Raw genomic sequence first — 18,693 nt, 5'->3', positions numbered from 1 at the left:
TTAAGTATAGTAGCGCGATTTACAAAAGGAATACAGAGGTGTGTCACTATTTGTTGACACTTATAATACGAAGCTTGACAATGTAAAATTCTCACCATAAAAATAGTCATTATCAGCGAGATATCATAACGGAAAAACCGTTATGATATTTTTACTGGAAAGTATGCTTTACTATCTTATTTATACCACTTACTTATTTATACAGCTTCTTTATCTTTCTTTTTATTTGGAATTGCTGCTTTGAGTTGGCTAAGTAACTGCCCTCTGAAATCAGATAAGCGCGGTTTATCATTAATCCACGGCAAAGGTCGGCATAATTCCATTGCTTTAATCCCTAATCTTGCTGTCAACAAACCAGCCCCAATTCCCTGTGCTGCTCGCGTAGATAATCGCGCGGTAATATCTTGTGAAAGCCAATCCATGCCAACTTCACGGATCAATTCCGATGCCCCCGCAAATGCAATATTGAGTAAAACCAATCGAAATAAACGAATTCGGCTATAATACCCTAGCTCAATGCCGTAAATGGCTGCGATTCTATTGATAAGGCGAATATTTCTCCACGCAATAAATGCCATATCAACAATTGCTAATGGGCTGACAGCAATCATTAATGCTGATTCAGCAGATGAGCGGCTGATCTCTTTACGAGCTTGCTCATCGAGTATAGGTTGTACTAATTGGCTATATAATTCGATAACTTCTCTGTCATTATGCGTTTCATGAATGGTTGCTTGCCAACGTTGTATCGCTGGATGTTGAGGTGATAATGCCGATTGTTTGGCTAATTTCTCACAAAATAATTTCCCTTGCCCCATTCCGTGACTGTGTAGAAGCTCACGTGCTACATCCCTTTCTTCAGCGCGTTCTCTTAAGCGATATAAGCGTCGCCATTCTGTAACAATTGAACCCGCACCAGCAACGACAATTAATCCACCTGCTGCTGCTGTACCCAATGCAGTCCAATCATTTGTCACCCAAGAAGTATGCGTCCAGATAACTAACTGAGCGACGACACTGATGCCGAAAATCCCAGCGGCTACACCCACTAACCGACGCCAAAAACTACGTTTGGGTTTTAATGCTTCATTGATTAAACTTTCAACTTCGCCTTCTTGAATGTCTTGTTCGATTTCAATATCAACAGGAATGAAATTGTTTTGCTCTTGCTCATCAAAATAATGTGCTTTTTTGATTTTATCTTCATTTTCAACGATGATTTTTTCTTCAAAATCAATACGCTGTTTTATTGGTTCACTCATTTCAATTTATCTCCCAATAAAAACTCAAGGGCGCTATCCATGCGAATATGCGGTAAAGGCTGGTCGAGTGGTGTTTGACGAGGTCGAAAGCTCTCAAAATCAAATTGTTGTTTGTGCCAGAAGTTCTCATTAGGTAAGCGTCGTGGCACTTCTCCTGGATAAAACGTCATGGGCTGATCATCACTCAAGCGAATACCTTTTAATGCCGGAAATTTTTCACCTTTATAATCGACAATGCCACTTTCTGTGGCTTGTATAGAAGCAAGTCCTATGCAATCCATGCTGATACCTTCAAATGCCGCATTTTGCCATGCTTCCTGAACCAATTGCTGTAATAGTGAAACTAAATTAGCATGCTGATCCGCGGTAACATGGTCGGCTTTACTTGCAGCAAATAATAATTTATCAATGCAAGGTGAAAATAGGCGCCTTAAGAGAGTTCTTTTTCCATAATGGAAACTGCGCATTAATTGAGTCAGTGCCATCCGCATGTCATTAAAAGCATCCGCACCGCTATTTAACGGCTGTAAGCAATCAACTAATACTATTTGTCTATCAAACCGTTGAAAATGGTCTTTATAAAATCCTTTTACAACGTTTTCACAGTAATATTGATAACGGCGCTGTAACATTCCAATATTGGTATGCTTATCCGCTTGTACGAGTGTTTTTTCGCCATATTTTTCAATATCGACCCACGGGAAAAATTGCAATGCGGGAGCACCAGCCAATTCACCCGGCAAAACAAAACGACCAGGTTGGATAAAGTGCTGCCCTTGCGCTTTACACTCTTGCAAATAAGCCGTATAGGCGGCGGAAATTGAGGCTAATAAATTTTCATCTGTAGGTGCTAGTGGATCACAGCTTTTGCATAGCGCTAGCCATTCTTCAGCTAATTTGCTACGTACCCCTTTTTGTAGCCCCTTCATTTGATGCGACCATTCTAAATAGCTTTGGTCTAACATAGGAAGGTCAAGAAGCCATTCCCCAGGATAATCAACAATTTCAATATATAATGATGAGTTATCAACAAAATGGCGTAAAAAAGAATCATCAGAGCGATAATGAAGTTTTAACCGAATTTCACTCACGCCTCTTGTCGGCGTCGGCCATTCTGGGGGATTTCCATACAGTTGAGCAATCCCTTCATCATAGGTGAAACGTTGGATCGAAAAATCCCGTTGTGGAATACGTTTTACACCCAGTAAACGTTTGTCACGTGCGGCTGAAAATAGCGGTAATCTCGCCCCGCTATTGACATTAAGAAGTTGATTAACAAGAGAAGTAATAAATGCGGTTTTTCCGCTACGGCTCAGCCCAGTAACTGCCAATCTGACATGGCGATCAACACTCCGGTTCATCAAATCCGTCAATTCATTTTGCAGCCGTTTCATATTTCTCCTGCTCTCTTAATATTATATATTCCTAATCTAACATAAATTAATACAACGCATTGATCGATTAATCAATGCGCTAAGTTGCTTTATCTATTAGATTCAGATGAATGCTTTAAGGTTATTTCGCCATCTTCTTAGACATATATTGAAGAACCCAGCGACTTCCTATCAGCTTCACCATTTTACCCACCATGCCGCCCGGCGCTAAAGTCATTATCAATGTCACAATGATGTTTAACCCTTTATTGACGGCTTGTTTTTTAATTTTTTGCTTGAGTTTATTTTTAAGGTAAGCGCGCATAATTGCCTCATAAATAGGTTGAGGTGACGACATTTTAGGGAATAAAGTGTTGACCTTACTCCCCTAAATGTGGGAAAGCTGACATTACAACTGGCGGAATTTACTATTAACGTTATAAGTTTCTGATGTAACATAACGTTCAATTTGACGCAAACGTAGCTCTCCCGCTTTAAGTTGCGTATCTATTTCATTAAATAAGTTATTAACTTCTGGACCAATATCTTGCTCTGCTCGATATCCACTTGGCGCAGATGGGACAACAAAGCACATCACAACATAGAAAACTAATGTCAGACCAAAGCTCATAAACAGTGCGATAACAGCAAGCGCCCTGACCAAAGCAACCGGTAGGTCAAAAAATTGCGCTAGCCCAGAACAAACACCACCAAAAACTCGACGGTCAGTTAAGCGATACAATTTACGGTTGCGAGTGTTACTCATTATTTTTGTCTCCAATTAGGATGTTCAGCATCCAAAATATCTTCCAATGTTTTAATACGTTGCTGCATACGTTGCGCTTGCTCAGCAAGTTGGATTAAACGTTGGACTTCATTCTCTGTAAGCTGGCTCCCTTGTCCATTATTTTTCTTGCTGTAGTGCAGCCATAACCAGTACGGCAAAATAAAGATAAGAAAAATAATTAATACGAGAGATAGAAAAGCATAGAACATCACATTTCCTTATATTAAATGGTTATAGCTGCCTTTTTATCATGTATGTGAAGCGCAGAAATCTGCCTGCGCTTTCTACATTAGGCCACCAGTAGGCCACCAGCAAAATTACTGTTCTTTAGGTGTATTAATTTTAGCTTTAAGTGCCGCTAATTGCGCGCTAATTTCGTCATCTGCTTTTAATTCTGCAAATTGTTGTTCTAACGATTTTTGCTTTCCAATGCCATAACTTTGAGCTTCACCTTCCATATGGTCAATACGACGCTCAAATTGTTCAAAACGCGCCATTGCTTCATCAAGTTTACCACTATCAAGCTGACGACGAACATTACGGCTAGATTGTGCTGCTTCTAAACGCACTGTCATTGATTGCTGTTTAGCACGAGTTTCTTGTAGCTTGCTTTCTAACTCAGTAATTTCGCCTTTTAAGCGAGTGAGAGTTTCTTCAACAATAATCAATTCATGTTTGAGTGTGTCGACCATTGAATTAACTTTTTGTTTTTCAATAAGCGCTGCTCGAGCTAAATCTTCTTTATCTTTAACAAGTGCTAATTCTGCCTTTTCTTGCCAGTCAGCAACTTGCTTTTCACCCATTTCAATACGGCGCTCCAAACCTTTTTTTCCTGCTAAAGTGCGCGCTGATGTTGAACGGATTTCCACTAGCATATCTTCCATTTCCTGAATCATCAGGCGGATCATTTTTTGTGGATCTTCTGCTTTATCAAGCAATGATGCTATGTTTGCATTAATGATATCGGCAAAACGTGAAAAAATACCCATAATCTATTTCCTCTTGATGGATTTTATCATTCTGTAGAGCCTTTACCGATTTTGGTTTCTGACCAATACCTGATGCTCTGTATACGCCATATTAATTATTGACACTGTAAATATAGCAATCATCATGCCAACTTTTTAAAATTATCACAACATTATGATTTAAAATGAATATTTAATTTTTATATTCTTTAGTGAAATTTTATCTTATAGTTTAAGTTGGCGAAATAAACCAATAGTTGGTGAAAAATATGAATGATACAAATGATACCATACTTGGCAATTCATCTAATTTTCTTGATGTTTTAGAAAGAACATCCGAACTTGCTCAACTCAATAAACCAATTCTGGTTATTGGTGAGCGCGGAACAGGTAAAGAGTTGATCGCCAACCGTTTACATTATCTTTCACCTCGTTGGCAAGAACCTTTTATCTCCCTAAATTGCAGTGGGTTAAATGAAAATTTGCTTGATTCTGAATTATTTGGTCATGAGGCGGGATCCTTTACGGGCGCGCAAAAGCGACATCAAGGGCGTTTTGAACGCGCGGACAAAGGCACTTTATTTTTAGATGAACTCGCTACTGCACCAATGTCAGTACAAGAAAAACTGCTAAGAGTAATTGAATATGGCGAACTTGAACGCGTTGGTGGCAGCCAATCCTTGAAAGTTGATGTTCGCTTAGTTTGCGCCACCAATGCCAATTTACCAGAACTTGCTAAACAAGGGCGTTTTCGAGCAGATTTACTGGATAGGCTAGCGTTTGAAGTTATCCGTATTCCACCTTTGCGGGAACGAATTACCGATATTATGTTACTTGCCGAGCATTTTGCTATTGCCATGTGCGGTGAACTAAAACGCCCCTATTTCAGTGGTTTTAGCGCGCGAGCCAAGCAAGCATTACAACAATATCAATGGCCGGGAAATATTCGCGAATTAAAAAACGTTGTTGAGCGGTCAGTTTATCGCCACTCCGATCAAGATACACCTGTTGATAATATTATCTTTGACCCGTTTGGCGAAAAACTTGCTGACCTCACTCCCACCTCCAACCAGATACAAAGCTCCACTCTTCCCGCTTTGCCCTGTGACTTAAAGCAATGGCAGCAAAAAAATGAGAAACAGTTCGTACAACTTGCTCTGCAGCAAAGCTTTTTTAACCAGCGAAAAGCTGCACAGCTGCTATCTTTAAGTTATGATCAATTAAGGGGTTTAATGAAAAAACACCAGATTGATTTAGATGAGCTTCAATTAAGCATTCGTGACTAAACGATAATGACTGATATCATTGAGCAAAATGCAGCAATACAAATAATTAACTTAAATATTTCAGTAATTGATATTATCCAAGCTTATCATGTGTGGCGTAGTAGATGAGATATATCCTATCGCGCCATTTTTGCGTTACAATACACCATTTCAGGTTAATGACATCAGTGATATGCGCCTAATAACTTTTTGGCTTTTATTTGCGTTTTCCCTAATAGCCCATGCACTTAGTGGTAATGTGCCGTATAAAGATACTGTGGCGAATGATGTTCCAAAAGACATTCGTCAAAACGGTTTTATTTACTGCATCAATGGCATCATAACAACATTTAACCCGCAATTAGTCAGTAGCGGCCTAATTGTTGATCCTCTCAGTGCGCAGATCTATGACCGCTTGTTAGATGTCGACCCTTTCACTTATCGTCTAGTCCCTGAAGTTGCATCTAATTGGGAAGTTCTCGATAATGGCGCGACTTACCGTTTGTCATTAAGAAAAGATATTAAATTTCAAGACACGCCTTGGTTTACACCAACGCGCAATATGAATGCGGATGATGTTGTTTTTAGCTTCTCGCGCATGTTTGAAGTCCACCATCCTTATCATTATATTAACGGCGGCCGTTATCCCTATTTTGATAGCTTACAATTTGCCACCAGCGTAAAAAGCATCCGCAAAATTAATGATCACACTGTTGAATTTCGCCTAAGTGAACCTGATGCTTCATTTTTATGGCATTTAGCGACCCATTACGCGCCTATTTTATCTGCTGAATATGCTGATTACCTTGCCAGTATTAATCGCCAAGAAATGATTGATTGGCGACCTGTAGGCACCGGTCCTTTTCGTTTAGAAGATTACCAAGCTGGGCAGTTTGTGCGTTTAATGCGCAATGACCATTATTGGAAAGGTGAACCGCGCATGGAAGAAGTTGTTATAGATATGGGCGCGGGTGGAACAGGCCGTATCTCAAAATTATTGACGGGTGAATGTGATGTTCTCGCTTATCCTGCGGCTAGCCAACTATCCGTATTACGTGATGATCCCCGCTTACGGATTTCAATGCGCTCCGGGATGAATATCGCCTATTTAGCGTTCAATACCAGTAAGCCACCATTAAATGAACTTAAAGTGCGACAAGCAATTGCTTACGCCATTAATAATGAGCGTTTAATGCAATCAATTTATTATGGTACGGCAGAAACCGCGGCATCAATTTTACCAAGAGCATCTTGGGCTTATGATAATCAAGCTAAAATAACGGATTACAACCCTGAATTATCAAAAAAAATGTTACAAGAGATGGGCTATGAAAAACTCACCCTCGACTTATGGGTTCCCGTCTCATCTCAATCCTATAACCCAAGCCCATTAAAAATGGCTGAATTGATCCAAGCTGATTTAGCGCAAGTGGGTATTAAAATGAATATTCGTTCTGTTGAAGGACGTTTTCAAGAAAACCAATTGATGGATCGCTCTCATGATATGACGCTTGCAGGTTGGGCAACTGACAGCAATGACCCAGACAGTTTTTTCCGCCCATTACTGAGTTGTGCAGCGATTAATTCACAAACTAACTTAAGTCATTGGTGTAATAATTCATTTGATGACATATTACATAAAGCGCTCTTAACTGAGCAACTAGCTGCGCGTATTGACTACTACCACCAAGCGCAACAAATATTAAGTCAAGATTTACCTGTTTTACCTCTGGCCTATTCTTTGCGAATGCAAGCTTATCGCTTTGATATTAAAGGGTTAGTTATTAGTGCCTTTGGAAATACGTCTTTTGCAGGCGTTTATCGCGATATGGAAGAAAATGCCCCTCCAGTAAGTCATAAATCAGGAGCACGCCCATGATTATTTATTCATTGCGTCGCCTATTGCTGCTGCTGGTTACCGTTTTTTTCCTTTCTTTAGTCAGCTTTAGTCTAAGTTACTTTACACCCAATGCACCTTTAAGTGGAGCCTCACTGCTTGATGCCTATTTGTTCTACTTTAATGGGCTATTGCATTTTGATTTTGGTGTTTCAAGTATTAATGGCGAACCCATAACAGATCAGCTTAAAGATACCTTTCCTGCAACCATGGAACTGTGTATTTTAGCCTTTATCTTTGCTTTGGGGGTAGGCATTCCACTTGGAATGATCGCGGCTTTCTGGCGCAATAAACCTGCCGATATTGCCATTAGCGCTTTTGCTTTACTTGGTTTTTCAGTGCCAGTATTTGTGTTAGCCCTTGTTCTTACCCTATTTTTCTCATTACGGCTTGGCTGGCTACCGGTTTCAGGGCGGATTGACTTACTTTATAATTTAGAAACCATCACTGGATTTGCATTAATTGATGCGTGGCTTTCTGATTCACCTTATCGCCAACAGATGATCATCAATGTTCTTGAGCACATGATATTACCGGTTATCACATTAGCTTTAGCGCCGACAACAGAAGTGATCCGTTTGGTACGTAATAGTACCGAAGAGATTGCTAACACCAATTATATAAAAGCAGCAGCAACGCGTGGTCTATCACGCTTAACAATTATTCATCGCCATATATTACATAATGCTATACCACCAATTATCCCTAAATTAGGTTTGCAATTTTCAACCATGTTAACATTGACAATGGTTACTGAGGTGGTCTTCAACTGGCCAGGACTCGGTCGTTGGTTAGTTACAGCAATACGTCAGCAAGATTACTCAGCAATTTCTGCGGGTGTCATGCTAATCGGTGCGCTTGTTATCGCTGTCAACGTTCTGTCTGATATTTTAGGCGCTATGATGGACCCGTTAAAACATAAGGATTGGTATGTCCTCAGATAATTTTTATCGTGAACAGAAAATGCCTTCACCAACGCGAGTGGTTTGGAATATTTTCTCCTCCGATATTATTTCGATGGTGGGATTTTATGGCGTACTATTTTTGCTATTACTCTCTTTTATCGGCCCTTACCTTGCGCCTTATACCATTGACCAACAATTTTTAGGTTATCAGTTGCTCCCTCCTTCGTGGTCGCATTATGGGAATGTCTCTTTTTTCCTTGGTACGGATGATTTAGGGCGCGACATACTGAGCCGTTTAATTATCGGGACAAAATCCACTTTTGGTGCAGCACTGCTAGTCACCTTTATTGCCACAATAATAGGTCTGATATTAGGTTGCCTAGCTGGGATGACCCGCGGCTTAAAATCTGCGATTTTTAATCATATATTAGATACATTATTATCAATTCCGTCGTTATTACTTGCCATTATTGTGGTCGCCTTTATGGGCGCAAGTTTAGAGAATGCGATGCTGGCTATTTGCCTAGCATTAATTCCGCGAATGGTCAGGACGATTTATGTTGCCGTTCATGACGAACTCGATAAAGAATACATTGTTGCCGCTAGACTTGATGGCGCATCAAATATCTTTATTTTGTGGTACACCGTCTTACCGAATATTACACCCATCTTAGTCACTGAATTAACACGCGCCCTTTCTATTGCCATTTTGGATATCGCCGCGCTTGGATTCCTTGACTTGGGTGCGCAACTGCCCTCTTCAGAATGGGGAGCAATGTTGGGTGATACCTTAGAACTTATTTATGTTGCGCCGTGGACAGTTATTTTGCCGGGAGCTGCTATCATGATTAGTGTGCTATTTGTCAATTTACTCGGTGATGGTTTGCATCGCGCCATTAATGTGGGAGTAGAATAATGCCACTTTTAGATATCCGCAATTTAACCATTGAATTTATGACAGCCAATGGGCCTGTAAAGGCCGTTGATAGAGTTTCAATGACGCTTTCAGAGGGCGAAGTTCGCGGTTTAGTGGGTGAATCTGGCTCTGGCAAAAGTCTAATAGCAAAAGCTATTTGTGGTGTAACAAAAGATAATATCCGTGTCACTGCTGACCGTTTTCGTTTTCAAGATATTGATTTACTCAAACTAAGCCCGCGTAAACGACGGAAATTAATTGGTCATAATATATCAATGATCTTCCAAGAGCCGCAATCTTGCCTAGATCCTGCGGAAAATATTGGTAAACAGCTTATTCAGGCCATTCCTGGCTGGACATACAAAGGTCGCTGGTGGCAGCGCATTAACTGGCGTAAACGTCGAGCAATTGAATTATTGCATCGAGTGGGTATTAAAGATCACAAAGATATTATGCACAGTTACCCTTATGAATTAACGGACGGCGAATGTCAAAAAGTGATGATAGCTATCGCCATTGCTAATCAGCCGCGATTACTGATTGCTGATGAACCCACCAATGCGATGGAATCAACCACCCAAGCACAGATTTTCCGTTTACTGGATAGGCTTAATCAGAATAACAACATGTCTATTTTGCTGATCAGTCATGATATGGAAATGATGTCAAAATTAGTTGATCGCATAAATGTACTTTACTGTGGGCAAACGGTAGAAAGCGCCACCCCAGAAGATATATTACAGCGCCCACATCATCCTTATACACAAGCATTGATCCGCTCGATTCCTGACTTCGAAAGCCCTATTCCACATAAAGGACGATTAAATACCTTACCGGGAGCCATTCCATCCTTAGAGCATCTGCCTATCGGCTGTCGATTGGGGCCACGCTGCCCATATGCTCAACGCACATGTATTGTTGTTCCACCTTTGCGGAATATTAAAAATCATCTATTTGCTTGCCATTATCCGCTCAATACGGAGGAATCATCCTAATGGAAGCATTACTTGAAGTCCGTAATCTGACAAAAACATTTCGCTTTCGTGAGGGATTATTTCGCCGCTATGCACTTGAAGCAGTAAAACCATTAAGTTTTAATTTACAAGCAGGTCAGACATTAGCCATCATTGGCGCTAATGGTTCGGGGAAATCAACACTTGCGCGTATGTTATCCGGTGTAACGGAACCTACCGCAGGCGAAATCATGATCCGAGGTCATCGCTTAACTTATGGCGATTACGGCTACCGGAGTCAACGGGTACGAATGATATTCCAAGACCCAAGTACTTCCCTGAATCCTCGACAGCGAATTGGGCAAACACTAGAACTGCCTTTAAAACTAAATACAGAATTAACGGGTAATGAGCGAGAACGTCGTATTTTTGAAACATTACGCCAAGTCGGATTATTACCTGACCATGCTCAATATTATCCTCATATGTTAGCTTCCGGGCAAAAACAGCGTGTCGCTCTCGCCCGAGCACTTATCTTACAACCAGAGATTATCATTGCCGATGAAGCACTTGCATCATTAGATATGTCAATGCGCTCGCAAATCATTAATTTAATGCTTGAGTTACAAGCTAAGCAAGATATTGCTTATATTTATGTTACTCAACATCTCGGGATGGTAAAACATATCAGTGATAAAATGTTAGTGATGGATAAAGGTGTTGTCGTTGAGCGCGGTAATACTGCAGAAGTGCTGGCTGCACCTTTACATGATGTCACTCGTCGTTTAATTGAAAGTCATTTTGGTGAACCACTCTCAATTGATGCATGGCGGCAGGATCTTTGACTGCTCCGAGGAGAAAGGCAAAGTATCCTTCTTTAGAAAATACATGATAAGATAGCGAAAGTTCGTCAATAAAGAATGTGAAGATATCCAAGATAGTATGTCTTTTGATATATTCACATTTTCAATAGAAAATAAACAAGGATAATGCTATGGGTTTTTTAACCGGCAAACGCATTCTAATCACTGGCGTTGCCAGTAAATTATCAATCGCATACGGTATTGCTAAAGCAATGCGCGAACAAGGTGCAGAGTTAGCTTTCACCTATCAAAACGAAAAACTGAAGCCACGCGTTGAAGAATTTGCAGCGTCTTTAGATTCAAACATCGTTCTTGAATGTGATGTTGCAGATGATGCAAGTATTACAACTCTGTTTGCTGAACTAGAAAAATCTTGGCCTAAATTCGACGGTTTTGTCCATTCAATCGGTTTTGCGCCAGCTGATCAATTAGATGGCGATTATGTTGATGCAGTTACTCGTGACGGCTTCCGTATTGCTCATGACATCAGTGCATATAGCTTTGTTGCTATGGCGAAAGCATGTCGCAATATGCTGACTCCTGATGCATCTCTTCTGACATTAACTTATTTAGGTGCAGAGCGTGCTATCCCTAACTATAATGTCATGGGTCTTGCTAAAGCCTCTCTAGAAGCTAACGTTCGCTATATGGCAAATGCAATGGGTCCTCAAGGTATCCGCGTTAATGCTATTTCAGCAGGACCAATTCGTACTTTAGCAGCCTCTGGCATCAAAGATTTCCGTAAAATGTTAGCGCATTGTGAAGCGGTTACACCAATTCGCCGTACCGTCACAATTGAAGATGTTGGTAATACTGCTGCATTCTTGAGTTCAAATCTTGCTGCGGGTATCACAGGTGAAGTCGTTCATGTTGATGGTGGTTTTAGCATCGCAGCAATGAATGAATTAGAATTGAAATAAGCCTTAATTTTCAATTCTCCAAAAACGTCATCTGACCGGATGACGTTTTGGTATTTACCCTGAAGCTCGCCACCTACAACACTTAAAACCAATTATTTAATTATTGTCGTGCTATACTCCCGAAGGACTTGTCTAATATTACTCATGTAACGGTTTAGGAGTTTTAAGATGAAATTGTATTTTTCTCCCGGTGCTTGCTCTCTATCCCCACATATTATTTTGCGTGAAACTGGACTAGATTTCAGCGTTGAATGCGTCAATCTAAAAGATAAACTCACTGAAAATGGTGAAAATTTCTTAGCTATCAATCCTAAAGGACAAGTTCCTCTCCTTATCTTAGATAATGGTGAGCATCTGACTGAAGGCGCAGTAATTGTTCAATATATCGCAGATCAAAAACCAGACAGAAACTTAATTGCACCTGCTGGCACGATGAAACGCTATCACCAACTTGAAGCGCTTAATTTTATTTCCACAGAACTACATAAAAGTTTTGGCCCATTATTCTCGCCAGCAACACCTGAAGAGTACAAAAATACAGTCAAAGCTAATCTTGAGAAAAAATTCCAATACGTCGATGATGTTCTCGCAAAACAAGCGTTTTTTGCAGATAACCACTTTACCGTCGCTGATGCTTACCTATTTACGGTGAGTAATTGGGCCCAAATCGTTGGATTAGATCTTTCTCACTTAAGCCATTTAGCGAAGTATCGTGAAAAAATTGCCAAACGCCCACATGTTCAAGAAGCATTAATCGCTGAAGGTTTAATTTAGTGAAATGTAGGCGCTAACCTAATTATGAATAAGTTTAGTTGCAAATACATCATTGTATAACCTGCTCGCACTTTATAATTTTTTAGATGTAATTCAACTGGATACAGTAACCTTTATTGCAGTAGTAAAAAATTTACTACTGCATTTTTATTGCCATCATTTTTGAAGCGGCTGCTAGAAAAAATAGAAAAGCAATCAATTAATCAATTTCTGTGGCGTTAAATTTATGTTTTGGTTCAACCATTTGCTCTTGAGCAGCAACAAGTTGCAGTTCATATTCGCCCATTTCTTTAGTTTTAAGCATGACTTCATACACAGCAGAAGCAACGTGTTCTAATGCTTTAGGCAAACTTTCACCTTTTAAGAGGTTAACAAGCATCAAACCACTTGTTAAATCCCCTACTCCAACAGGTTGTTTTTCACCAAAGTCCACCAGCGGACGACTCACATGCCAACTATGTTCTTGAGTGACTAAAATCATTTCAAAACGATCAGTACGATAGCCAGCACGACTTAAATGTTTAACTAAAACTATCTTAGGGCCTTGCTGACACAAACGACGAGCAGCTTGTACAGCTTGTTCAACATTAGTAATGTGTTCACCTGACAAGGTTTCTAATTCCAGTAAATTAGGTGCAATCACATCACTAACTGGCAAAGCTTGCTGACATAAAAATTCAGCAACACCGGGTGCCACAATACAACCTTTCTCAGGATGCCCCATGACAGGGTCACAAAAGTAGATCGCTTCTGGATTAGCCGATTTAACTTGCTTCACAATAGACAGAATGCTGTTCCCTTGTTCAGCAGAACCAATATAACCACTTAGGACTGCATTACATATCTCAAGCTTATGGATTTTTGCTAACCCATCAACAATATCAACTAAATGTTGTGCTGGATAAACACTCCCCGTCCATTGAGGATATTGCGTGTGGTTTGAAAATTGAACTGTATTAAGCGGCCAAACATCGACCCCCATACGGCACATAGGGAAAACTGCAGCGCTATTTCCTGCGTGTCCGAAAACGACGTGGGATTGTATTGAAAGAACACTTTTCATGGAAAACCCAAGGATCATTAAATCGAAAGAAGTGAAATCAATGAATAATCATTATGAATAATATTAGCCCAAGGAATACCTTGGACTAATATTTCACAGGTTATTCAGTCTTATTTCCAATTGATCAAACAGTCGTTTTTCTTACCACGACGAACCAATGTGAAACGTCCAAATAAACGGTCAGCGTCATTAAATACATACATTGGATCAGTTTGCTTCTGGCCGTTAACAGAAACTGCATTTGAGCTAATTGCTGTTCTTGCTTGACCACGAGAAGGTGTCAATTCAGACTCAACCAAGGCTTGTTGCAAATCAGCCCCCTCTTCTAGATGGATGCATGGCATACCGTCTTGGGCTAATTGTTCAAAATCGGCTTCCGTTAAGTCAGAAACAGCGCCAGAGAATAAGCTATCCGTAATACGGCGTGCTGCTGCTAGCCCTTCTTCGCCATGAACAAGACGAGTCACATTCTCTGCAAGTACATATTGAGCGCGTGGCGCTTTACCACTATTTTTGTCTTCTTCTTCCAGAGCATCAATTTCGCTCAGTTCCATGAAAGTAAAGAATTTCAGGAAGCGATAAACATCGGAGTCAGCAGTATTGATCCAGAATTGGTAGAATTTGTATGGGCTGGTTTTCTTCGGATCAAGCCATACTGCGCCACCTTCAGTTTTACCAAATTTTGTCCCATCAGATTTGGTAATCAAAGGGACTGTCATACCATAAACTTGTTTCTGATTTAAACGGCGAGTCAGGTCAATACCGGATGTAATATTACCCCATTGGTCTGAGCCACCAATTTGTAGCTCAACATCATATTCTTTATTTAAATTCGCAAAATCATAACCTTGCAGCAGGTTATAAGCAAATTCGGTAAAAGAGATCCCAACATCATCACGATTTAAACGTTGTTTAACCGCTTCTTTATTAATCATTTGGTTAACAGAGAAGTGTTTACCAATATCGCGCAAGAATGTTAAAACATCCATCTTGCCAAACCAATCATAATTATTCGCAAGTTTTGCGCTGTTATCACCAATATCAAAACTTAAAAACGGTGATACTTGATGACGAATTTTTTCTACCCATTCTTGGACGGTCTCTGCGGTATTTAATTTACGCTCAGAAGCTTTAAAACTTGGATCACCAATTAGACCCGTTGCGCCACCGACCAACGCCACAGGCTTGTGCCCGGCTAGTTGGAATCGCTTTAAACACAGCAAGGGAACCAGATGGCCCAAATGCAAGCTGTCAGCGGTAGGATCGAAACCGCAATAGAGAGAGATAGGGCCTTGCGCCAGTCTCTCTGCTAACGCATCCTCGTCCGTTACCTGGGCAATTAAGCCCCGCTCTTGCAATTGTTTAATCAGGTTATTGCTAGACATCAATGACTCCATCAGTTGAATTTTGTCTATCTGTTATAGTAAAAGTACCCCCAAGATTAAGCAAACTGGCTAATCTCGTAGGTATAACTTGTCAGTTTTCGTAAACGAAGCTATAGCATAAAGCCCCAAGCAGTTAAGTGCCAGCTAAAAAATAGATTATTACGGCGCTAATCTATCTATTTTCCAACCATTTTCCTCACGCTGATAAAGAAAACGATCATGCAAACGATTTGCACCACCTTGCCAAAATTCCACACTGTTAAAAACAACACGAAAACCACCCCAAAAACTCGGAAGAGGCACTTCGCCATTTTGGAATTTCTGTTTTAGTTCTAAAAATTTACCTTCTAAAATACTACGCGCTGAAATTCGTGAAGATTGCTGTGATGCCCAAGCTGCAATTTGGCTATCTTTAGGCCGGCTATGGAAATATTTTACAACTTCAATTGGGCTTAAGCGCTCCGCAACACCAACAAAATTCACTTGGCGCTCTAACGGATACCATGGAAAAAGTAAGCTAATTTTATTATTTTGCTCCAAATGACGCGCTTTGCGGCTTCCCATATTGGTGTAAAATACTAACCCCTTCTCATCAAAATGCTTTAAGAGCACGATCCTTTGATAAGGTTGGCCTGTTTCGTCAACAGTTGCCACAGCCATTGCCGTGGGATCACTTAATTTTGCTTCACAAGCTTGCTTTAACCACAACTCAAAGAGTTGCAGTGGTTCTGGTGTTAAATCAGGGCGTCTTAATCCACCTTTAGTGTATTCACGACGTAATGCAGCTAAATCGATTTCATGACCGTCATTGTCGTTCATTATTATTCTATTTCCTTCATACAGTTATTTTTCGTCAATATTAGCAGGATAAATAGCACCTAAAACGGTTTCGCGTTCTGCACCCGTAACAGAAGGCAGGTTACCCGATAAATTCGCCATAGACCGAGCGGCTAACCAAGCAAATGCCAACGCTTCCATATCATCACCACTTAACCCATATTTATCACTCGCGGCAACTTCTGTTCCCGGTAATAATGCAGCTAGTCGCTGCATCAAAAAGCTATTTTTCGCCCCGCCGCCACAAACAATTAAACGCTCACATCCACCACAAAGCAATATCTGTTCTGCAATTGATGCTGCTGTTAATTCACATAATGTCGCTTGTACATCTTCAGGTGTAATATCAATAAAATGAGCTAAATTTTTATCTAACCATTGCATATTAAAATATTCACGCCCAGTACTTTTTGGAGCTGCCCGACGAAAATAAGCATCAGATAATAATTTTTTCAATAATGGTTGATTAACAGTTCCCGTTTTTGCCCACTGCCCGTCTTCATCATATGCGCGCTGTTTATGACGCCATATCCAAGAATCCATTAACATATTACCGGGGCCTGTGTCGTATCCTTTAACATACGAGCCGGGTAATAAGGCTGTAATATTTGAAATACCACCAATATTTAAGATAATTCGTTTTTCTGCGCTATGGCCAAGAACGGCTAAATGAAAAGCAGGAACTAATGGAGCACCTTGCCCACCATACGCCATATCTCTACGTCTAAAATCACCAACTGTCGTGATGCCCGTTAAAGCTGCAACCCGATTATTATCGCCCAGTTGCATCGTAAAGGGCTGATCACCGTCAGGCTCATGCCAAACTGTCTGTCCATGGCAACCAATCGCAATAATATCCTTTGCCGGAACACCGGTTTCGGCTAATAATTGATTAATGGCTTGCGCATATAACGAACCGAGTTCTCTATCAATTTTACCTATTTCAGATAAAGTTGTTGCTTGGCCTTGGCAAATATTAAGAATACGTTTTTTTAATTCTATTGGGAAAACAAGGCTTAAACTGGCTTGCTCAGCAACAAATTTATCACTAATTGCGGCAAGAACAACATCAACACCATCTAGACTAGTTCCAGACATCACTCCTATATAACGGCCTGACTTTATCATCTTGTTGTTCCCTCAAAGTACATAACGGTTTTGTGTGTTTAAACTTACGAAAGATTGTGCTGTCATCTGGGCGTTTGTCAACTGCACATGATTTTTTCTCGGCCTAACTCGCAGTAAGCAAAAATAGATAAACCGCATTGCCATTTTTAGTTTAAAATACAGCCAAGCGACAATTTAATTCATTCACATATTGCGTTTTTGTGATAGGTAGAATTATTTGAATAACATTGAACAAGAATATAAATAATTCTAACTGATACGTTAGGCAAATAGCCTTTACGCAATTCATGTCTATTTCGATATTCTCTCGCCAGACCGAAGCATTATTCTAAAGAAAAATAGCAAATATCCGCATATGTCCATTGTCGTTTCTAACTAATGCTTAAAATGTATTGAATATAAAATCTACTTTAGTTAAAAACTAATCTCACATAAAATCTATCAATCGTTATTTTATGTTCAATAAACACCAAAAAACGTTTAACAAAGTGTGCTTTCCTTTATAGAATAAACCACACTTTGGGATATTTTACCTAGTGTTTACCGTCTGTTTAAATCAAAATAAGTAATCTTATCCCCAGTTTTAAACTGTGCGTAATAATAGTTCATAATGTGATTATGGTTAAAACAATCATCCAATGCTATGTTAGTGCCACAGACAGACAGCAAGTCTCATAGGAGTTATTATGCTTAAGAAAGTTTTCGTCGGTGTTGCTGCGGTTGTTATGTTAGCTGGCTGTGTCAATACCAGCACACTTTCTGGTGATACTATTTCAGCGAAAGATGCCAAACAAGTACAAACTGTCACTTACGGTACAATTTTGAATGTTCGCCCTGTGACTATTCAAGCGGGTGATGATGAAAATGTCATCGGTGCAATTGGTGGAGCTGTGCTAGGTGGGCTATTAGGTAATACCGTTGGCGGTGGTACTGGTAAAACACTAGCAACTGCAGCTGGTGCTATTGCGGGTGGCCTAGCTGGTCAACAAGCACAAGGCGCGCTTAATAAAAGCCAAGGTGTTCAGTTAGAAATCCGTCTTGATAGCGGTAAAAATATTGTCGTTGTACAAAAACAAGATCCGAGTGTTTTTGCAAAAAACCAACGTGTCATGATTGCAAACAGTGGTGGAACAGTAACCGTTTCTCCTCGTTAATGTTGTCATCTTCTATATAGTTATTTAGCAATATAGTTATTTAGCGTATGTTCACCGGCATTTTACCGGTGAACATATCTTTTTTAATCAGCTTAAAGCATCAATGGTAGATAGTATCCTGTTATAAATTGATACTATCAATCTTTTCTTTCTTTTATTACTTAAGCTGTAACTTTTTAATTGTCTTTATGTTAATAGAAAAAATGTTAATCATTTAGCTATTAATAATAATTTAAAGAATAT

The 18,693-nt window shown here is 40.0% G+C and carries 19 protein-coding genes; 9 read left to right on the top strand and 10 right to left on the bottom strand.

Annotated elements, in window-relative coordinates; translation table 11 throughout:
- Positions 1-197 precede the first annotated feature (197 nt).
- From OO7_RS08495 to pspA, 6 genes are all read right to left on the bottom strand, one after another.
- On the bottom strand, positions 198-1,262 hold the full coding sequence (locus tag OO7_RS08495) for a YcjF family protein (protein WP_008915540.1): 1,065 nt from the start codon (positions 1,260-1,262) through the stop codon (positions 198-200).
- The gene (locus OO7_RS08490; RefSeq protein ID WP_008915539.1) at positions 1,259-2,656 is read right to left on the bottom strand and encodes a YcjX family GTP-binding protein; all 1,398 of its coding nucleotides are present in this window, start codon (positions 2,654-2,656) and stop codon (positions 1,259-1,261) included. Before OO7_RS08490 ends, OO7_RS08495 begins: the two co-directional genes overlap by 4 nt.
- A 121-nt stretch (positions 2,657-2,777) precedes the next feature.
- Positions 2,778-2,960 (bottom strand): hypothetical protein, encoded by a 183-nt coding sequence (locus OO7_RS08485; RefSeq protein WP_008915538.1) that lies wholly within the window; start codon positions 2,958-2,960, stop codon positions 2,778-2,780.
- Positions 2,961-3,044: 84 nt separating this feature from the next.
- Positions 3,045-3,401, bottom strand: a complete 357-nt coding sequence (locus tag OO7_RS08480) for a PspC domain-containing protein (protein ID WP_008915537.1) — start codon at positions 3,399-3,401, stop codon at positions 3,045-3,047.
- The gene (gene pspB, locus OO7_RS08475) at positions 3,401-3,631 is read right to left on the bottom strand and encodes an envelope stress response membrane protein PspB (RefSeq protein ID WP_008915536.1); all 231 of its coding nucleotides are present in this window, start codon (positions 3,629-3,631) and stop codon (positions 3,401-3,403) included. Before pspB ends, OO7_RS08480 begins: the two co-directional genes overlap by 1 nt.
- A gap of 108 nt (positions 3,632-3,739) precedes the next feature.
- Positions 3,740-4,411, bottom strand: a complete 672-nt coding sequence (gene pspA, locus OO7_RS08470) for a phage shock protein PspA (protein WP_008915535.1) — start codon at positions 4,409-4,411, stop codon at positions 3,740-3,742.
- Positions 4,412-4,659: 248 nt separating this feature from the next.
- On the opposite strand from pspA, the gene pspF reads away from it, so the two are divergent.
- From pspF to gstA, 8 genes are all read left to right on the top strand, one after another.
- On the top strand, positions 4,660-5,676 hold the full coding sequence (gene pspF, locus OO7_RS08465; protein ID WP_008915534.1) for a phage shock protein operon transcriptional activator: 1,017 nt from the start codon (positions 4,660-4,662) through the stop codon (positions 5,674-5,676).
- 172 nt (positions 5,677-5,848) lie between these two features.
- Positions 5,849-7,534, top strand: coding sequence for an ABC transporter substrate-binding protein SapA (gene sapA, locus OO7_RS08460; RefSeq protein WP_008915533.1), 1,686 nt, complete (start codon positions 5,849-5,851; stop codon positions 7,532-7,534).
- Entirely contained in the window at positions 7,531-8,496 is a 966-nt protein-coding gene (gene sapB / locus OO7_RS08455) for a putrescine export ABC transporter permease SapB (RefSeq protein WP_008915532.1), read from the top strand. The genes sapA and sapB overlap by 4 nt, the downstream gene beginning before the upstream one ends.
- A complete protein-coding gene (sapC, locus tag OO7_RS08450) occupies positions 8,483-9,373 on the top strand; it encodes a putrescine export ABC transporter permease SapC (protein WP_008915531.1) in 891 nt (296 codons plus the stop codon). The genes sapB and sapC overlap by 14 nt, the downstream gene beginning before the upstream one ends.
- Positions 9,373-10,368 (top strand): putrescine export ABC transporter ATP-binding protein SapD, encoded by a 996-nt coding sequence (gene sapD / locus OO7_RS08445; protein ID WP_008915530.1) that lies wholly within the window; start codon positions 9,373-9,375, stop codon positions 10,366-10,368. Before sapC ends, sapD begins: the two co-directional genes overlap by 1 nt.
- A complete protein-coding gene (sapF, locus tag OO7_RS08440) occupies positions 10,368-11,171 on the top strand; it encodes a putrescine export ABC transporter ATP-binding protein SapF (RefSeq protein ID WP_008915529.1) in 804 nt (267 codons plus the stop codon). Before sapD ends, sapF begins: the two co-directional genes overlap by 1 nt.
- A 149-nt stretch (positions 11,172-11,320) precedes the next feature.
- Positions 11,321-12,109 (top strand): enoyl-ACP reductase FabI, encoded by a 789-nt coding sequence (gene fabI, locus OO7_RS08435; RefSeq protein WP_008915528.1) that lies wholly within the window; start codon positions 11,321-11,323, stop codon positions 12,107-12,109.
- Positions 12,110-12,277: 168 nt separating this feature from the next.
- On the top strand, positions 12,278-12,883 hold the full coding sequence (gene gstA, locus OO7_RS08430) for a glutathione transferase GstA (protein WP_008915527.1): 606 nt from the start codon (positions 12,278-12,280) through the stop codon (positions 12,881-12,883).
- Between the two features lie 199 nt (positions 12,884-13,082).
- Here the strand turns inward: gstA and pdxY are convergent, their stop codons facing one another.
- The 4 genes from pdxY to anmK all read right to left on the bottom strand — a co-directional run bounded on the left by pdxY (position 13,083) and on the right by anmK (position 17,296).
- Entirely contained in the window at positions 13,083-13,946 is an 864-nt protein-coding gene (pdxY, locus tag OO7_RS08425; RefSeq protein WP_008915526.1) for a pyridoxal kinase PdxY, read from the bottom strand.
- 110 nt (positions 13,947-14,056) lie between these two features.
- On the bottom strand, positions 14,057-15,331 hold the full coding sequence (tyrS, locus tag OO7_RS08420) for a tyrosine--tRNA ligase (RefSeq protein WP_008915525.1): 1,275 nt from the start codon (positions 15,329-15,331) through the stop codon (positions 14,057-14,059).
- A gap of 159 nt (positions 15,332-15,490) precedes the next feature.
- Positions 15,491-16,150, bottom strand: a complete 660-nt coding sequence (gene pdxH / locus OO7_RS08415; RefSeq protein ID WP_008915524.1) for a pyridoxamine 5'-phosphate oxidase — start codon at positions 16,148-16,150, stop codon at positions 15,491-15,493.
- Between the two features lie 24 nt (positions 16,151-16,174).
- Positions 16,175-17,296 (bottom strand): anhydro-N-acetylmuramic acid kinase, encoded by a 1,122-nt coding sequence (anmK, locus tag OO7_RS08410; RefSeq protein WP_008915523.1) that lies wholly within the window; start codon positions 17,294-17,296, stop codon positions 16,175-16,177.
- 686 nt (positions 17,297-17,982) lie between these two features.
- On the opposite strand from anmK, the gene OO7_RS08405 reads away from it, so the two are divergent.
- The gene (locus OO7_RS08405; RefSeq protein ID WP_008915522.1) at positions 17,983-18,450 is read left to right on the top strand and encodes an outer membrane lipoprotein; all 468 of its coding nucleotides are present in this window, start codon (positions 17,983-17,985) and stop codon (positions 18,448-18,450) included.
- The last annotated feature ends 243 nt before the right edge of the window (positions 18,451-18,693 follow it).

It is taken from the genome of Providencia sneebia DSM 19967, from assembly GCF_000314895.2.
Lineage (GTDB): Bacteria > Pseudomonadota > Gammaproteobacteria > Enterobacterales > Enterobacteriaceae > Providencia > Providencia sneebia.
Note: the sequence above shows the minus strand (reverse complement) of the source record. Positions and strands in the feature narration are given on the sequence as shown.